The sequence below is a fragment of the Variovorax sp. KBW07 genome (genome assembly GCF_003852515.1).
In the GTDB taxonomy this organism is placed as follows: Bacteria; Pseudomonadota; Gammaproteobacteria; order Burkholderiales; family Burkholderiaceae_C; genus Variovorax.
This window is the reverse complement of the sequence record NZ_QAJK01000096.1, coordinates 12,003-26,778: the sequence shown is the minus strand read 5'-3', so window position 1 is coordinate 26,778 and position 14,776 is coordinate 12,003. Positions and strand designations below refer to the sequence as shown.

Here is a 14,776-nt window from a genome sequence, read left to right as displayed (position 1 = left end):
GTCTAGACGACTTTAGGCCTGCCATGAACTCTCTTTTGCATATCCGCCAGCTCAACAAGCACTTTGCCAACGGCAAGCATGCGTTGCGCGACATCAACCTCGACGTGGCGCGCGGGGAAATGGTGGCGCTTATCGGCGCCTCGGGCTCCGGCAAGTCGACGCTGCTGCGCCACATCGCGGGGCTGGTGGCGGCCGACGGCGCCACGCAGTCGCTGGTGGAGATCGACGGGCGCTGCGTGCAACAGGGCGGCCGCATCCATCGCGACATCCGCAAGGTGCGCTCGCAGGTGGGCTTCGTGTTCCAGCAGTTCAACCTCGTGGCGCGGCTGCCGGTGCTGGTGAACGTGCTGGTGGGTTCGCTGCACCGCATGCCCTGGTGGCGCAGCTGGATGCGCCTGTTCACGGCGCAGGAGCGCGCACTGGCCCTTGAAGCACTGGCGCGCGTGGGCATTGCCGACTGCCATGCGCAGCGTGCGTCCACCCTGTCGGGCGGACAGCAGCAGCGCGCCGCCATTGCACGCACGCTGGTGCAGGGCGCCAAGGTGGTGTTGGCCGACGAGCCCATCGCCTCGCTCGACCCCGAGTCGTCGCGCAAGGTGATGGAGATCCTGGCGCGCATCAACCGCGAAGACGGCTGCACCGTGGTGGTGTCGCTGCACCAGGTCGAGATCGCCATGAAGTACTGCCCGCGCGTGGTGGCGCTGAACCAAGGCCAGGTGGTGTTCGACGGACCGTCGTCGGCGCTCACGCCCGCGCTGCTGCACGAGCTGTATGGCGTGCAGGCCGAAGAACTGCTGCGGCCCGCGGTGCCGACCGCGCCGGCTTCGTCGGTGCCGCCGGCCACCGAAGGCGCCAGCGTGCATGTGCCGACGCCGCCCATGGCCATGCCGTGGGCCGCGCGCCCGGCCAACGTCGCCTGATTTATTCCGCGCGCCACGTCGGCGCGCCCCCGTTTTCTTTCCCAACGTTCCCCTTTGGAGTCATCCATGATCAAGAAACTCTGTGCAGCCCTGGCCCTCGGCCTGGGCATGGTCGGCGCGTTTGCGCAAGACATCAACTTCGGCATCATCTCGACGGAGGCGACGCAGAACCTCAAGGGCGACTGGCAGCCGCTGATCGACGACATGAGCCGCCAGACCGGCCTGAAGGTCACGGCCTTCTTCGCACCCGACTACGCCGGCATCATCGAAGCCATGCGCTTCAACAAGGTGCAGCTGGGCTGGTTCGGCAACAAGTCGGCCATGGAAGCCGTGGACCGCGCCAGCGGCGAGGTGTTTGCGCAGATGGTCAACGCCGACGGCACCCAGGGCTATTACTCGCACCTGATCGTCAACCGTGAGAGCCCGCTCAACACGCTCGACGACGTGCTGAAGAACGCCAAGAACCTGAGCTTCGGCAACGGCGACCCGAACTCGACCTCGGGCTACCTGGTGCCCGGCTTCTACGTCTTCGCGCAGAACAAGATCGACGCCAAGACCGCCTTCCGCGTGACGCGCAGCGCCAACCACGAAACCAATTCGCTGGCCGTGGCCAACAAGCAGGTCGACGTGGCCACCAACAACAGCGAAAACCTGGAGAAGGTGAAAGAGCGCTTCCCCGAGAAGTTCAAGGACATCAAGATCGTCTGGACCTCGCCGCTGATTCCGCTCGACCCGCTGGTCATGCGAAAGGACCTGCCCGAAGCCACCAAGGCCAAGCTGAAGAACTTCTTCTTCAACTACGCCAAGACCGATCCGCGCGAGAAAGAGATCGTCATGAAGATCTCCAAGCTCTCGGGCTTCAAGGAATCGAGCGACAAGCAACTGCTGCCGATTCGCCAGCTCGACCTGTTCGGCCAGCGCACCAAGATCGAAGCCGACACCGTGCTGAGCGACGCCGACAAGAAGACGCGCCTGGCCGACATCGACAAGAAACTGGCCGCGCTGAACTGATCGCCGGCCGCAGCAGCTCCCCCAAAGACCGACCGCCATGGCCTCGACGATTCCGATGACCCGCCCGCCGCTTTCCGCGGTGGCCCCCAAGCGCAACCTGGCGTGGCAGCTGTCCTGGGCCGTGCTGCTGGTGCTGCTGCTTGCCTCGTGGAAGGGGGCCGACATGCGGCCGCTCGACCTGATCCGCGACAGCGGCAACATGGCGACCTATGCCGCCGAGTTTTTCCCGCCCAACTTCACGCAGTGGCGCATGTACCTGCAGGAGATGGTGGTCACGCTGCAGATCGCGTTGTGGGGCACGGTGCTGGCCGTGGTGACGGCCGTGCCGCTGGCGTTGCTGGCCTCGGCCAACATCGTGCCGTGGTGGATCTACCAGCCGATGCGCCGCCTGATGGACAGTTGCCGCGCCATCAACGAGATGGTGTTCGCCATGTTGTTCGTGGTGGCCGTGGGGCTGGGGCCGTTTGCCGGCGTGCTGGCGCTCTGGGTGCACACCACCGGCGTGCTGGCCAAGCTGTTTGCCGAAGCCGTGGAGGCCATCGACACGCAGCCCGTGGAAGGCATCCGCTCGACCGGTGCCAGTGCGTTGCACGAGATCGTGTATGGCGTGCTGCCGCAGGTGATGCCGCTTTGGATTTCGTATGCGCTGTACCGTTTCGAGTCGAACATCCGCTCGGCGTCGGTGGTCGGCATGGTGGGGGCGGGCGGGATCGGCGTGGTGCTGTGGGAGATCATTCGCGGCTTCCAGTACGCCGAGACCTGCGCGGTGATGATCATCATCGTGGTGAGCGTGAGCCTGATCGACCTGGTGTCGGCGCGCATCCGCAAGGTGCTGATCTAGGAACGCTGCCGTGGCATTGACCCTTGACGACATTGCGCAGTTGCTGGCCGGACCCGGCCAGCAGCAGTACGGCCGCGAAGCCGTGAGCCAGCTCGATCACGCGCTGCAGTGCGCCGCGCTGGCGGAAGAAGCGGGGGAGAGCACCGAGACCGTGGTGGCGGCGCTGCTGCACGACCTCGGCCATCTGCTCGCACCCGAGAATGCCCGGGAAGAAACCACGGCACCGAGGGCGCGCGACGACCTGCACCAGTACATCGCGCTGCCATTCCTGCATGGCGTGTTCCCGCCCGGCGTGCTGGCGCCGGTTCGCCTGCATGTGGATGCGAAGCGCTGCCTGTGCACATTGGACGCAGGCTACTGGGACACGCTGTCTCCGGCGTCGAAGCACAGCCTGGAACTGCAGGGCGGGCGCCATACGCCTGAAGAGGCCGAGGCTTTCATGCGCGCGCCATTCGCCGAAGAGTCGCTGCGCGTGCGGCGCTACGACGACCTTGCGAAAGTGAAGGGCAAGGTGACGCCTCCGCTGGCGCACTATCTTTGGAAGATGGCGCAGGTCGCGCTGTAGCGAGCGCCTGCCGCGATGAGTTGCAACGGCCGCTGAAGTAGCGCCGCACGGCACATCGGGCATCGCCGGAAGATACTGCGCAAGCACGGCGCGGCGAAACCCTCCGGCCCGGAAACAATGCGCTCGCCCTGCTGCGAACCCGCGCCAGGGCATGCGTGTTCAACTCCGGAAAGTCCATGACGCTCCCGCGTCGCTTGTATGAGAGATCTTGTGTTCCAGTTCGTCGGCGTGGTTCTTCTGGCCGACTTCATCAGTGGTCTCGTGCATTGGGCGGAAGACGCCTACGTTCGCAAGGAAACGCCCGTGGTGGGCAGGTGGATCGGTGAAGCCAACATCGAACACCACGTGAAGCCCCGGGCCTTCGTGCTGCGCGGCTGGTGGGCCAGTTCGTGGGACCTGGTGCTGACGGCGGCACTGGTTCTGATGGGCGCCTGGTGGCTCAAGGCCCTGACCTGGAAGGTGTGGCTGTTCGCGCTGGTGAGCGCCAATGCCAACCAGGTCCACAAGTGGGCGCACCGCGCGCCGCATGAAAACGGCCGGTTCATCACAATGCTGCAAAAGCTCAGGCTGCTGCAGACGCAGCGACACCATGCGCAGCACCATTCGGGGCAGAAGAATTCGCACTATTGCTCGATCACCAACTTCCTGAACCCGCTGCTGGAAGAAATCAACTTCTGGAAGGGCGTGGAATACGCGATCGAGAAGACGCTGGGGTGCAAGCGCAAGCCCGACATTTCCGTGAAGGCATTGGCACCGGCGGCGTAACGGACCGAAGGCGGGCGGTGCCTGCCTTTAAATGCAACATTGTGGCGATACTTCATATAATGCAATTCCGTTGCATATATGGAGTTCGCCCCGATGTCCGCCCGTCTCCCCGTTACCGTGCTGTCCGGCTTTCTCGGCGCCGGCAAGACCACGCTGCTGAATCACATCCTCCATAACCGGGAGGGGCGCCGCGTGGCGGTGATCGTCAACGACATGAGCGAGGTCAACATCGACGCCGCGCTGGTGCGCGACGGTGGCGCCCAGTTGTCCCGCACCGACGAGAAGCTGGTCGAGATGAGCAACGGCTGCATCTGCTGCACCCTGCGCGAAGACCTGCTGATCGAAGTCGACCGGCTCGCGAAAGAGGGGCGCTTCGACCAACTGGTGATCGAGTCCACCGGCATTTCAGAGCCCCTGCCGGTGGCCGAGACTTTCACCTTCGCCGGCGAGGACGGCAAGAGCCTGGCCGACGTGGCCCGGCTCGACACCATGGTGACGGTGGTCGACGCCTTCAATTTCCTGCGCGACTACGGCTCGGCCGACAGCCTGGGCCAGCGCGGCCAGTCGCTCGGCGACGAAGACACGCGCACGGTGGTCGACCTGCTGATCGAGCAGATCGAGTTCTGCGACGTGCTGGTGGTCAACAAGACCGACCTGGTGACGGCCGAAGAGCGCGAACGGCTGATGGCCATCCTGCACAGCCTGAACCCGCGCGCCCGCATCGAGGTGTCGGAGTTCGGCCGGGTGGCGCTCGACCGCGTGCTCGATACCGGCCTGTTCGACTTCGAGCAGGCCGAGCAGGCGCCGGGCTGGCTGGCCGAGTTGCGCGGCGAGCACCAGCCCGAGAGCGAGGCCTACGGCATTCGCAGTTTTGTCTACCGCTCGCGGCTGCCGTTCCACCCGATGCGCTTCTGGAAACTGGTGCAGACCGAATGGGAGGGCGTGGTGCGCTCCAAGGGTTTCTTCTGGTTGGCGAGCCGCGCCACGCGCGCGGGTTCGTGGTCGCAGGCGGGTGGTGCCTGCCGCTATGGCGCGGCCGGTTTCTGGTGGGCCGCGGTGCCGCGCGAACACTGGCCGACCGACCCCGACACGCTCGAGCTGATCCGCAAGAACTGGGACCCGGCGACCGGCGATGCCCGGCAGGAACTGGTGCTGATCGGCATCGAAATGGACGAGCCGGCGCTGCGCGCGAAGCTCGATGCCTGCCTGCTCACGGAAAACGAAATGCGCTTCGGTGCGTCGTGGTGGCAGAACTTCGAGGACCCGTTTCCGTCCTGGAATGCATAGAGCGTCGGGGCGCTGATTCGCGCGGGGACCGAGGCCGGCCGGGAAGAATCCACGAGCCAGGTATGGGCGGAAGATGAGAGTAGTTCTTATTTGGAAACTACAATCGCGGCGCCATGTCTGCCTCACATCCTGCGCACGAACCCCTGCTCCACGCCCGAGAACTCTTTGCCGGCCATCACGCCTGGCTCACGAACCGGCTGCACGCGCGGCTGGGAAACATGGCGGACGCGCAGGACGTGGCTTCCGAAACATTCCTGCGGGTGATCGGCCAGCGCGATCTGGCCGCGGTGCAGGAGCCTCGCGCCTTTCTCACGACCATTGCCAAGCGCCTGCTGTTCACGCTCTGGCGCCGCCGCGAGCTGGAGCGCGCCTACCTCGACACGCTGGCCCAGCGGCCCGAGGAAATGGCGCCTTCACCCGAAGAGCGCGCGGTGCTGCTTGAAACGCTGGAGCACATCGCCAATGCGCTCGATGGCCTGTCGCTGAAGGCGCACCAGGCGTTTCTGCTGAGCCAGCTCGACGGGCTGGGGTACCACGCGATCGCGGCCGAGCTGGGCATCTCGCACAGCACCGTGCGACGCCACATGGCCGACGCGTTCGGCCGCATCGCGCTGGCCATGGCACGCCAGCATGCGGGCATTGCCGCACCGGCGCGCGAGCTGGCCGCCTGATGGCGCCGGACATCTCGCTGGACGCCGCCACGCAGGCCGCCGTGGGCTGGATGGTGGTCATGCACTCCGGGCATGCCAGCGCCGCCGAGCGGCGCGATTTCGATGCGTGGCTGCTTGCCAATCCGGGCCACGGCGAGGCCTGGCAACGATTGACGCGTGCCCTGAATGGCACGCTGGGGCCAGCGCGCGTCGCGGTTCCTTCCCATGAGGGCACGCCGGCCTCCGGTGCCTTGCTGTCCGAGGTGATGGCGCGCCAGGACGTGCGCTCGCGCCAGCGCCGGCGCCTGTTGCGCAATGCGCTGGGCATCGGTGGCATGGCGGCCGGCGCCGCGCTGCTGGCGGAGCGCCAACTGCCGCTGGCCGAGCTGACCGCCGACCTGCGCACCGGCACCGGCGAGCGGTGCGACTTCATGCTGCCCGACGGCAGCAAAGTCACGCTGGACGCGCGCTCCGCCGCCGATCTCGATTTTCGCGAGGGGCATCGCACCGTCACGCTGCGGCGCGGCGCACTGGTGGCACAGGCCGCGCCGGTGCGCGGTGCGGGCGATGCGCCGTTCATCGTGCGCACCGCGCATGGCGCATTGCGCGCGCTGGGCACGCGCTTCGTGGTGCGGCAGGGCGACGGCGAAAGCTCGGTGGGCATGCTGGAGCACAGCGTGGAGATCAGCACCGCGAACGGCCGCCCCGAAACGCTGGCCGAAGGCCGGAGCGCGCGCTTCGGGCCCTCGGGCATCGTGCGCACGGACGAAGCACCCGTGGCCACCGCTGCCTGGGAGCACGGCATGCTCGAAGCCCACAACCAGACCCTGGGCGAAGTGGTGCAGGCCTTGCGCGCGTACCGCCGGGGCTTCATTCGCGTGACGCCCGAGGCGGCGGCGCTGCGCGTCTATGGCACCTACGCGCTCGACGACTCCGGCCGCGCGCTGGTCGCGCTGGGCGAGACGCTGCCTGTCGGCGTGCGCATCTTCCAGGGCGGCTGGCTGGTGCTGATCGATCGCCTGTAGCACTGCTATCCGGTAGCGATCGAGGCGACGGCCGCCGTCTGCGTGGCGGCATTGCCCCGCACGCATCCAGGCGCGAAGCCCACGCCGCAAAAAAAGATGAACACTTTTTCCAGCTCGGACGACAAGTCTCGGAACCCTTTCGCTTCCTGACTTTTCCCGAGGACTTCATGCCAGCCCTTTTCTCTTCGCGCCATCGCCTGCAGGCAGTGGCGACGGCCACCGCCCTGATGTGCGCATTGCACGTTCATGCGCAGGCGCCGGCCACCGCGGCAACGGCCGCCGCCGACAGCGCGGTGCATGTCTACGACCTGCCCGCGCAGCCGCTGGGCAGCACGCTGGCCCGCATTGCCGGCACCAGCAGCCAGCAGATCAGCATGGACGCCGAGCAGGTGCGCGGGCTGAACGCGCCCGCCGTGCGCGGCAGCCTGACGGCTCAGCAGGCAGTGCGCATGGCACTGGCCGGCAGCGGCCTGGAACTGGTGCGCACCGACAGCGGCAACTGGTCGGTGCGCAAGCTCGCCGCGCCGGCGCCACGGAGCGCGGCGATGCCGGCGGCCGAGGGCGGTGCCCTGGGCGAAGTGCTGGTGACGGCGCAGGCCGAGCCCGGCGCCACGTCGGAAGGCACGGGCTCCTACGCGGCGCGCGCGGTCACGATCGGCAAGCAGGAACAGCGCCTTCGCGACGTGCCGCAGTCGGTCTCGGTGCTCACGCGCCAGCAGCTGGACGATCGCAACCTGGGCAGCCTCGACGACGCGATGCGCACCGTCACCGGCATTTCGGTGGAGACCTCGAGCACGGGTGGCAACCACGGCAACTTCTACGCCCGCGGCTATGCGCTGGACTCGGTGCAGATAGACGGCGTGGTCACGCCCGCGAGCACCGGCAACGACCTGTCGACGGGCTTCGGCATGGCCATCTACGACCGCCTCGAAGTGCTGCGCGGGCCGGCCGGGCTGTTCCAGGGCGCGGGCGATCCGGGCGGCACCATCAACCTGGTGCGCAAGCGCGCGCAAAAGGACTTTGCGGCCCGCTACGAACTCACCGCCGGCTCGTGGGACCGCTACGAGGGGCAGGTCGACGTGACCGGCCCGCTCAATGCGTCGGGCTCCGTGCGTGGCCGGCTGGTGGCGGCCTACCAGGACCGCCATTCGTTCGTCGACTACGTGAACTCGCGCAAGCCGTTGCTGTACGGCACGGTCGATGTCGACCTGGGCGCCAACACCACGCTCACCGGCGGCATCACCTACCAGCAGTACAAGGGGCGCCCCGCCTTCGGCCTGCCGGCCTATACCGACGGCCGCTTTCTCGACGTGAGGCGCTCGACCAACCTCGACCCCGCATGGAACCACATCACCGAGGAGGTCAAGGAGTACTTCGGCGAACTCAACCACCGGCTGGCCAACGGCGGGCAGGCCAAGCTCAGCCTGGTCTACCGCGAGCAGGACGAACCGACGCGCAAGTTCGGCTGGTCGGACTGCGCCGTCGACCGGCCTAGCGGCGACAGCTGCTACATCAGCTGGATGTACCGCAGCCACTGGCGCACCTACAGCGCGGATGCGTTCGTGACGACGCCGTTCGACGCATTCGGCCGCACGCACCAGGTGACGGTCGGCGCGGACTACCGGAACATCTACAAGACCTTCCAGTACGGTGGCGGCGATTCGGGCTACATCAACGCCTACCAGCCCGACAACAACGTGTCCCAGCCCAGCTATGCCTTCGACAACGGGAACAGGGGCAAGACGACGCAGTACGGCACCTACGCCCGCGCCAACCTGAAGGCCACCGATCGCCTGCAGGCGGTGCTGGGCGGGCGCCTCAGCTGGTGGGAGAACACGGCGCACAACCGCAACGCGTACTTCAACCAGTTCACCGACACGCATGCGAAGGTGAGCCGCAAGTTCACGCCGTTCGCGGGCCTGGTGTACGAGCTGTCGGACAACCTGTCGGCCTATGCCAGCTACTCCAGCATCTTCGCGCCGCAGATCGCCACCGACGTTGCCGGCCAGACGCTGCGCCCGCGCACGGGCAAGCAGGCCGAGGTGGGGCTGAAGGCGGAGCTTTTCGACAAGCAGGCCAACGCGCACGTCGCGCTGTTCCGCATGCAGGACGTGAACCGCGCCATGACCGACCCCGACAACCTGCTGTTCAGCATCGCCGCCGGCAAGATGCGCAACGAGGGGCTGGAGGCCGAGATCACCGGGCGGCTGTCGCCGCGATGGGACCTGAGCGCCGGCTATGCGTTCACGCGCACGAAGACGCTGGAAGGCACCGACGAGCAGAAGCGGCAGCTGTACACCTACATCGCACCACGCCATACGTTCAATGTGTGGACCCGGTACCGCTTCGGCCCCGGTGCGCTGCAAGGCTTCAGCGTGGGCGGCGGCGTGCGCGCCGTGAGCAGCACCTATCGCCTGGCCGGCGACGTGAAGTTCGAGCAGAAGCCCTATGCCGTTGCGTCGCTGCAGGTGGGCTACCGCTTCAACCCCAAGCTGGAGGCCACGCTGACCGTCGACAACCTGTTCGACAAGGTCTACTACCAGCGCGTGTGGGCCGCGTTCGGCTCGAACTTCTACGGCGAGCCGCGCAGCTTCACGCTGGCATTGCGCGGGAAGTTCTGACCGGTGAGGAAGGGAAGGGCGCCCGCTACCGGGCGCAGTCGCCGCAGGTGCCGTGCAGCGTGAGCGCGGTGTGCCGCGTGTCGATGCCCTGCTTGCGCAACGCCTTCCCCAGCCGGCCCATCACCTTGGGCAGCTCGGGGTCGGAGGGCAGCGCCAGCACCTTGTGGCACTGGTCGCATTCGAAGGTGTTGCCCGACGCGGTTTCCACGTGGCGCGAGAAGCGGTTGACCCGGTCGGGCCCGACGCGGCGGTCGCACAGGCCGGCTTCGACCAGCCGGTCGAGCACGCGGTAGATGGTCACGCGGTCGGGCGCCTCGCCGGTGGCGGCGGTGCAGGCGGCGGCGACTTCTTCGTGCGTGAGCGGCTGGGAGTTGTGTTCGAGCAGTTCGAGCACCGTTTGCGCGGCGCGCGTCACGCGCAGGCCGCTGCCGCGCAGCAGGGATTCGCTGTCGAACGGGGCTGCGACGAGCGGGGGCTTCGGGTGCGGGTTGATTGTCTTCATGCGAAACGACATTGTGTTGCATCCCCGCGCCTCCTGCGCGACATGACCAAAAATCGCCCGCCTGCCATGCCAGATAATCGCCCGCATCGAGATCAACGGGCGGCACGGACAGCATGGACACAGCGCGGGGCGGCGACGCACTCAGTCACGTGCTCGCGACGTACAGGTCCGAGCGGGCGGTTACCGCGCGCTTTTCGTTGACCTCTCCCTGGGCACTGCATTCGACCGGCGTCGCTGGCCCGCTGATCCGCATGTGCACCGGCGCGCCGTACTGGATTGCGGTGGACGGCGCCGAGCCGGTGGCCGTGGCCCCGCACGACATCGCGATGCTGCCGCAGGGCAGCGCCCACACCGTGTCGTCCGCGCCGGGGCTCGAGGCCGAACCCTTTCGCGACCTGATCACGGCGCATTCGACCGGCCGGCACGGCGACCACCCGATCGTCTTCTCGCACGGCGGCGGCGGGCCCGCGACCGCGCTGTTCTCGCTGCACCTCTGGATGCCCGCGCAGGGCCTGGGCTCGATCATGGCCAGCCTGCCGCCGCTGATCGTGCTGCGCCAGGGGCAGATTCCGACGACCGCATCGCTCGCGCAGGCCATGGAGTCGCTGGTGAACGAGACCATCGCCCAGCGGCCGGGCTGGCAGCTGTCGGCGGCACGCATGGCCGACCTGCTGCTGGTGCACATCCTCTGCGAGCACCTGTACGCCCAGCCGCAGGCCCAGCCCGCGCAGCAGGCGGGCCGGCTGCGCGGGCTGGACGACGAGAGCATCGCCCGCGCGATGTCGCTGATGCACGAGCGGCCCGAGCACCCGTGGTCGGTGGCGACGCTGGCGCAGGCCAGCTATCTCTCGCGCACCGTGTTCAGCGAGCGCTTCCGCGCGCTGGTGGGCGTGACGCCCATGCACTACCTGGGCTCCTACCGCATGACGCTGGCGGCCGAGCAGCTCAAGAACCGGCAGTTGAGCCTGCACCAGGTGGCCGAGGCCGTGGGCTATGCATCGGAAAAAGCGTTCTCCCGCGCCTTCCAGCGCTGGACGGGCATGACGCCCAGTGCCTACGCGCGCCAGCACGGCGATACCGGCCACTGAACCCCGAGTCCGCCGGGCCGGACGATCGGTGCCCAAATCCGGCGTGCCGGAGGTTGAAGCGGCGGCATGCGCGCCGAACAATCGGCGCATGCCCATCCAACGCCGAAGAGTCATTCCCGAAGTGCGCAACCCGGCGCTCGAAAACTCGCTCGTGAAATCGATTGCGTCCGGCGACGACCAGCAGCGCGAAGCCACGGTGAAGAACACCGACGGCGAGCCGCTGCTGCAGTTCGAAGGCCGCAGCAACCCGTACCTGGAGCACCAGCGCAACGACCTGCTGCTGAGCATCCAGCACATGCGCAGCGAAGGCCACGACGAAATGGTCTTCATGTGCATCACGCACTGCAAGGAGCTGACCTTCAAGGCCCTGCACTACGAGCTGGCCAACATGCAGGCGCGCATCAGCGCCGACGACGTGACAGGCGCGCTGCAGCTGGCCCCGCGGGTGCGTGCGCTGCTGGAGTTCCTGGGCAAGACCTGGGACGTGCTCTCGACCATCACGCCGCACGAGTTCAACCAGTTTCGCAACACGCTGGGCATCGCCTCGGGTCAGCAGTCGTACATGTACCGGCATGTGGAGTTCATCCTGGGCAACAAGTCGGTGCCGCTGGCACGCGCCCATGCGAACAACCCCGACGTGTGGCCCTGCATGGAGCGCGCGCTCCATTCGCCGAGCCTGTACGACGACGTGCTGGCGCTGCTGCACCGCCGCGACATCGCGATGCCGCCCGAGGCGCTGTCGCGCGACTGGTCGGCCCCGTATGCGGTCAATCCGGGCGTCGAGGCGGCGTGGCTGTGGGTCTACGGCGACCCCACGCCCGAGAACGATCTGTACCGGCTCGGCGAGGCGCTGATGGACATTGCCGACGTGTTCTCGCAGTACCGCTGGCGGCATTTCGTGTCGGTCGAGCGCATCCTCGGTTTCAAGCCGGGCACGGGCGGCTCAGCCGGCGTGGGCTGGCTGCGCAGCGTGGTCGATCACCGTTTCTTTCCCGAGCTGTGGTCCGTGCGGACGCAGCTCTGAACCAGTCCTCTCTTCCTTTCTTCCTTCATCACTCCTGGAGCTTTCGTGTTCGATCACCTGCCCGCGTATGCCGACGACCCCATTCTTGGCCTGTTCGATGTCTACAAGGCCGATCCGCGGCCCGGCAAGGTCAACCTGGGCATCGGCATCTACTGCGATGAAGCGGGCCAGGTGCCGGTGCTCGAATCGGTGCGCGCGGCGCGCGCGGATGGCGTGGGCGCGCGAGGGCCCAGCGTCTACCTGCCGACAGAAGGCGGTGAGGCCTACCGCGACGCAGTGCGCGCGCTGGTGTTCGGCAAGGCAGCCGCCGCCGACATCGTGGTGGTGCAGACCGTCGCCGGCACCGGCGCGCTGAAGGTCGGCGCGGACTTTCTCAAGGGCGTGCTGCCCGAGGCCGCGATCTGGATGCCTGATCCGACCTGGGCCAATCACGCAGCCATCTTCAGCGGCGCGGGCTTCCGTGTCGAAAGCTATCCCTACTACGCCGGCGCGACGGGCCGCTTCGATGTCGATGGCGCCGTCGCGGCGTTGCGCAAGCTGCAGGCCGGCAGCGTCGTGCTGCTGCACCCGTGCTGCCACAACCCGACGGGCGTCGACCCTTCGCAGGCCGAGTGGCACGCGCTGTTCGACGTGATCGCGCAGCGCGGACTGCTGCCGTTCTTCGACATGGCCTACCAGGGCTTCGCGCATGGCGTGGACGAAGACGCGTGGGCCGTGCGCGAATGCGTGCGGCGCGGCATTGCCTGCCTGGTGGCCAGCTCGTTCTCGAAGATCTTCTCGCTGTACGGCGAGCGAGTGGGCGCGCTCAGCGTGCATGCGCCCTCGGCCGACACGGGGCGGTTGCTGGGGCAGCTCAAGCTGGCGATCCGCCGCAGCTACTCGTGCCCGCCGGCGCAAGGGGCCGCGCTGGTGGAGGCGGTCTTGTCCAACCCGGCGTGGAACGCCCAGTGGCGCACCGAGCTCGACGCCATGCGCGGCCGCATGCGCGACATGCGAACGCGCCTGCACCGCATGCTGGGCGAGGCCTTGCCGGAGCGGGACTTCGGGTTTCTCGTCGCGCAGAACGGCATGTTCAGCTACTCGGGGCTGTCGGCGGCGCAGATCGAGGCGCTGCGCTCGCGCTTCGGCGTGTACGTGGTGTCGTCGGGGCGCATCTGCGTGGCGGGACTCAACGCGTCGAACATCGGGCATGTGTGCGAAGCACTGGCCGACGTGTGTGCGGGCGGGGCCGCGCAATGACGCGGGCGGCACGGGTATTGATCGTCGGCGCGGGCATCGCGGGTTGCTCGGCCGCGATCGCGCTGGCGGACAAGGGCTTTCGCGTCACCCTGGTCGAGAAGCAGGCCGAGTGGCGTTTCCAGAGCTCGGGCATCTTCATCTACGGCAACGGGCTCGAGGCGCTGCGCAGGGTCGGCGTGCTGCCGCGCATTCTTGAGGCGGGCTTCGGCATCGGGGACGGGCGCAACGTCTACCTCGACCACCATGGCGCGCCCATCGTCGACGTGTTCTATCCGGCGTCGAGCGGCGGGGCGGTGCCCATCCTGGGCATCCGGCGCGCGGAGATGCATCGCATCCTGGCCGGCCGCCTCGGCGCGCTCGGTGTCGAGATCCGGCTCGCAACGATGGTGACGGCCCTTCATGCGCCCGGTGGCGGCGAGCACGCGGAAGTCACGCTGTCCGACGGCTCGGCGCAGCGCTTCGATCTGGTCGTCGGCGCCGACGGCATCCGCTCGCAGGTTCGCGAGGCCGTGAGCGGCCCGTTGACGCCGCGCTACACCGGCTTCGGCGTCTGGCGCAGCGTGCACGACCGGCCGCGCGCGCTCGACGCGAAGATCATGATGATGGGCATCGGCAAGCGGCTGGGCATCATGCCGATCAGCGACGACAAGCTCTACATCTTCGGCACGGTGAGCGAGCCGGCGGACCGCTGGTATCCGAAGGAGACCTGGCCCGCGCAGATGCGCGCCCGGTTCGCGGAGTTCGGTGGCCCGGCGCGGCAGTTCCTCGATCAGCTCGGCGCGGATTCGGAGGTGCTCTACACCGCGGTCGAAGAGGTGCAGGCGCCGCTGCCCTGGCATGCAGGGCGGGTGCTGCTGATCGGCGACGCGGCGCACGCTTCGACGCCGTTCATGGGGCAGGGCGGTGCCATGGCCGTGGAAGACGCCGTGGTGCTGGCCGAGATGCTTGCCGCCGATGGCATCGGCGAGCCCACGCTGCAGGCCTTCGGCAAGCGCCGCTACCCGATGTGCAGGTTCGTGCAGGACGCCTCGCGCAAGGTGGGTGAGGCGGGCGCTGTAGAAGACGCCGCGAGCTGCGCGCGCCGCAACACGGCGATGCAGGCCACGGCGCAGCAGCAGGTCGATGCCTTCTACCGCGAGCTGGACGCCTTGCGCACCGTGCCGGCCTAGCGGGCCGCATATGCCCGGATGCACCTAAGCATCTGACAAAAGGGTCGTTCGCGCGGCGGCGAGGGGGCG

At 67.8% G+C, this 14,776-nt stretch carries 14 protein-coding genes; 13 read left to right on the top strand and 1 reads right to left on the bottom strand.

Features of this window, described 5'->3' with window-relative positions; genetic code table 11:
• The first annotated feature begins 23 nt into the window (after positions 1 to 23).
• The 9 genes from phnC to DBV14_RS19630 all read left to right on the top strand — a co-directional run bounded on the left by phnC (position 24) and on the right by DBV14_RS19630 (position 9,685).
• Positions 24 to 920 carry a phosphonate ABC transporter ATP-binding protein gene (gene phnC / locus DBV14_RS19670; protein ID WP_124461197.1) on the top strand — a complete coding sequence of 299 codons (897 nt, stop codon included), beginning with the start codon at positions 24 to 26 and terminating at the stop codon, positions 918 to 920.
• A gap of 66 nt (positions 921 to 986) precedes the next feature.
• Positions 987 to 1,931, top strand: a complete 945-nt coding sequence (gene phnD / locus DBV14_RS19665; RefSeq protein WP_124461194.1) for a phosphonate ABC transporter substrate-binding protein — start codon at positions 987 to 989, stop codon at positions 1,929 to 1,931.
• A 37-nt stretch (positions 1,932 to 1,968) separates the two neighbouring features.
• A complete protein-coding gene (phnE, locus tag DBV14_RS19660; protein ID WP_124461192.1) occupies positions 1,969 to 2,772 on the top strand; it encodes a phosphonate ABC transporter, permease protein PhnE in 804 nt (267 codons plus the stop codon).
• 10 nt (positions 2,773 to 2,782) lie between these two features.
• A complete protein-coding gene (locus DBV14_RS19655; RefSeq protein WP_124461190.1) occupies positions 2,783 to 3,337 on the top strand; it encodes a phosphonate degradation HD-domain oxygenase in 555 nt (184 codons plus the stop codon).
• Between the two features lie 198 nt (positions 3,338 to 3,535).
• Positions 3,536 to 4,102, top strand: a complete 567-nt coding sequence (locus tag DBV14_RS19650; protein WP_124461188.1) for a fatty acid desaturase CarF family protein — start codon at positions 3,536 to 3,538, stop codon at positions 4,100 to 4,102.
• Positions 4,103 to 4,195: 93 nt separating this feature from the next.
• On the top strand, positions 4,196 to 5,389 hold the full coding sequence (gene zigA, locus DBV14_RS19645) for a zinc metallochaperone GTPase ZigA (protein WP_124461186.1): 1,194 nt from the start codon (positions 4,196 to 4,198) through the stop codon (positions 5,387 to 5,389).
• Between the two features lie 113 nt (positions 5,390 to 5,502).
• A complete protein-coding gene (locus tag DBV14_RS19640) occupies positions 5,503 to 6,060 on the top strand; it encodes a sigma-70 family RNA polymerase sigma factor (RefSeq protein ID WP_124461184.1) in 558 nt (185 codons plus the stop codon).
• Positions 6,060 to 7,064 (top strand): FecR domain-containing protein, encoded by a 1,005-nt coding sequence (locus DBV14_RS19635; protein WP_124461182.1) that lies wholly within the window; start codon positions 6,060 to 6,062, stop codon positions 7,062 to 7,064. Before DBV14_RS19640 ends, DBV14_RS19635 begins: the two co-directional genes overlap by 1 nt.
• Before the next feature lie 167 nt (positions 7,065 to 7,231).
• The gene (locus tag DBV14_RS19630) at positions 7,232 to 9,685 is read left to right on the top strand and encodes a TonB-dependent receptor (RefSeq protein WP_124461180.1); all 2,454 of its coding nucleotides are present in this window, start codon (positions 7,232 to 7,234) and stop codon (positions 9,683 to 9,685) included.
• A 25-nt stretch (positions 9,686 to 9,710) separates the two neighbouring features.
• Here the strand turns inward: DBV14_RS19630 and DBV14_RS19625 are convergent, their stop codons facing one another.
• Entirely contained in the window at positions 9,711 to 10,187 is a 477-nt protein-coding gene (locus DBV14_RS19625; protein WP_124461177.1) for a Fur family transcriptional regulator, read from the bottom strand.
• Positions 10,188 to 10,300: 113 nt separating this feature from the next.
• On the opposite strand from DBV14_RS19625, the gene DBV14_RS19620 reads away from it, so the two are divergent.
• From DBV14_RS19620 to DBV14_RS19605, 4 genes are all read left to right on the top strand, one after another.
• Positions 10,301 to 11,275, top strand: a complete 975-nt coding sequence (locus DBV14_RS19620; protein ID WP_124461175.1) for an AraC family transcriptional regulator — start codon at positions 10,301 to 10,303, stop codon at positions 11,273 to 11,275.
• 88 nt (positions 11,276 to 11,363) lie between these two features.
• Positions 11,364 to 12,299 carry a tryptophan 2,3-dioxygenase gene (locus DBV14_RS19615; RefSeq protein WP_124461173.1) on the top strand — a complete coding sequence of 312 codons (936 nt, stop codon included), beginning with the start codon at positions 11,364 to 11,366 and terminating at the stop codon, positions 12,297 to 12,299.
• A 45-nt stretch (positions 12,300 to 12,344) separates the two neighbouring features.
• Complete coding sequence (locus DBV14_RS19610; RefSeq protein WP_124461171.1) at positions 12,345 to 13,538, top strand: amino acid aminotransferase; 1,194 nt, start codon at positions 12,345 to 12,347, stop codon at positions 13,536 to 13,538.
• Entirely contained in the window at positions 13,535 to 14,707 is a 1,173-nt protein-coding gene (locus DBV14_RS19605) for an FAD-dependent oxidoreductase (protein ID WP_124461169.1), read from the top strand. The genes DBV14_RS19610 and DBV14_RS19605 overlap by 4 nt, the downstream gene beginning before the upstream one ends.
• Positions 14,708 to 14,776: the final 69 nt, after the last annotated feature.

What these genes read in the sequence shown, in the direction of transcription:
- DBV14_RS19625 (WP_124461177.1), bottom strand. Translation starts at nt 10,187, where the DNA reads ATGAAGACAATCAACCCGCACCCGAAGCCCCCGCTCGTCGCAGCCCCG.
- DBV14_RS19605 (WP_124461169.1), top strand. Translation starts at nt 13,535, where the DNA reads ATGACGCGGGCGGCACGGGTATTGATCGTCGGCGCGGGCATCGCGGGT.
- DBV14_RS19635 (WP_124461182.1), top strand. Translation starts at nt 6,060, where the DNA reads ATGGCGCCGGACATCTCGCTGGACGCCGCCACGCAGGCCGCCGTGGGC.
- DBV14_RS19650 (WP_124461188.1), top strand. Translation starts at nt 3,536, where the DNA reads ATGAGAGATCTTGTGTTCCAGTTCGTCGGCGTGGTTCTTCTGGCCGAC.
- DBV14_RS19620 (WP_124461175.1), top strand. Translation starts at nt 10,301, where the DNA reads ATGGACACAGCGCGGGGCGGCGACGCACTCAGTCACGTGCTCGCGACG.
- DBV14_RS19630 (WP_124461180.1), top strand. Translation starts at nt 7,232, where the DNA reads ATGCCAGCCCTTTTCTCTTCGCGCCATCGCCTGCAGGCAGTGGCGACG.
- DBV14_RS19640 (WP_124461184.1), top strand. Translation starts at nt 5,503, where the DNA reads ATGTCTGCCTCACATCCTGCGCACGAACCCCTGCTCCACGCCCGAGAA.
- phnE (WP_124461192.1), top strand. Translation starts at nt 1,969, where the DNA reads ATGGCCTCGACGATTCCGATGACCCGCCCGCCGCTTTCCGCGGTGGCC.
- phnD (WP_124461194.1), top strand. Translation starts at nt 987, where the DNA reads ATGATCAAGAAACTCTGTGCAGCCCTGGCCCTCGGCCTGGGCATGGTC.
- zigA (WP_124461186.1), top strand. Translation starts at nt 4,196, where the DNA reads ATGTCCGCCCGTCTCCCCGTTACCGTGCTGTCCGGCTTTCTCGGCGCC.
- phnC (WP_124461197.1), top strand. Translation starts at nt 24, where the DNA reads ATGAACTCTCTTTTGCATATCCGCCAGCTCAACAAGCACTTTGCCAAC.
- DBV14_RS19615 (WP_124461173.1), top strand. Translation starts at nt 11,364, where the DNA reads ATGCCCATCCAACGCCGAAGAGTCATTCCCGAAGTGCGCAACCCGGCG.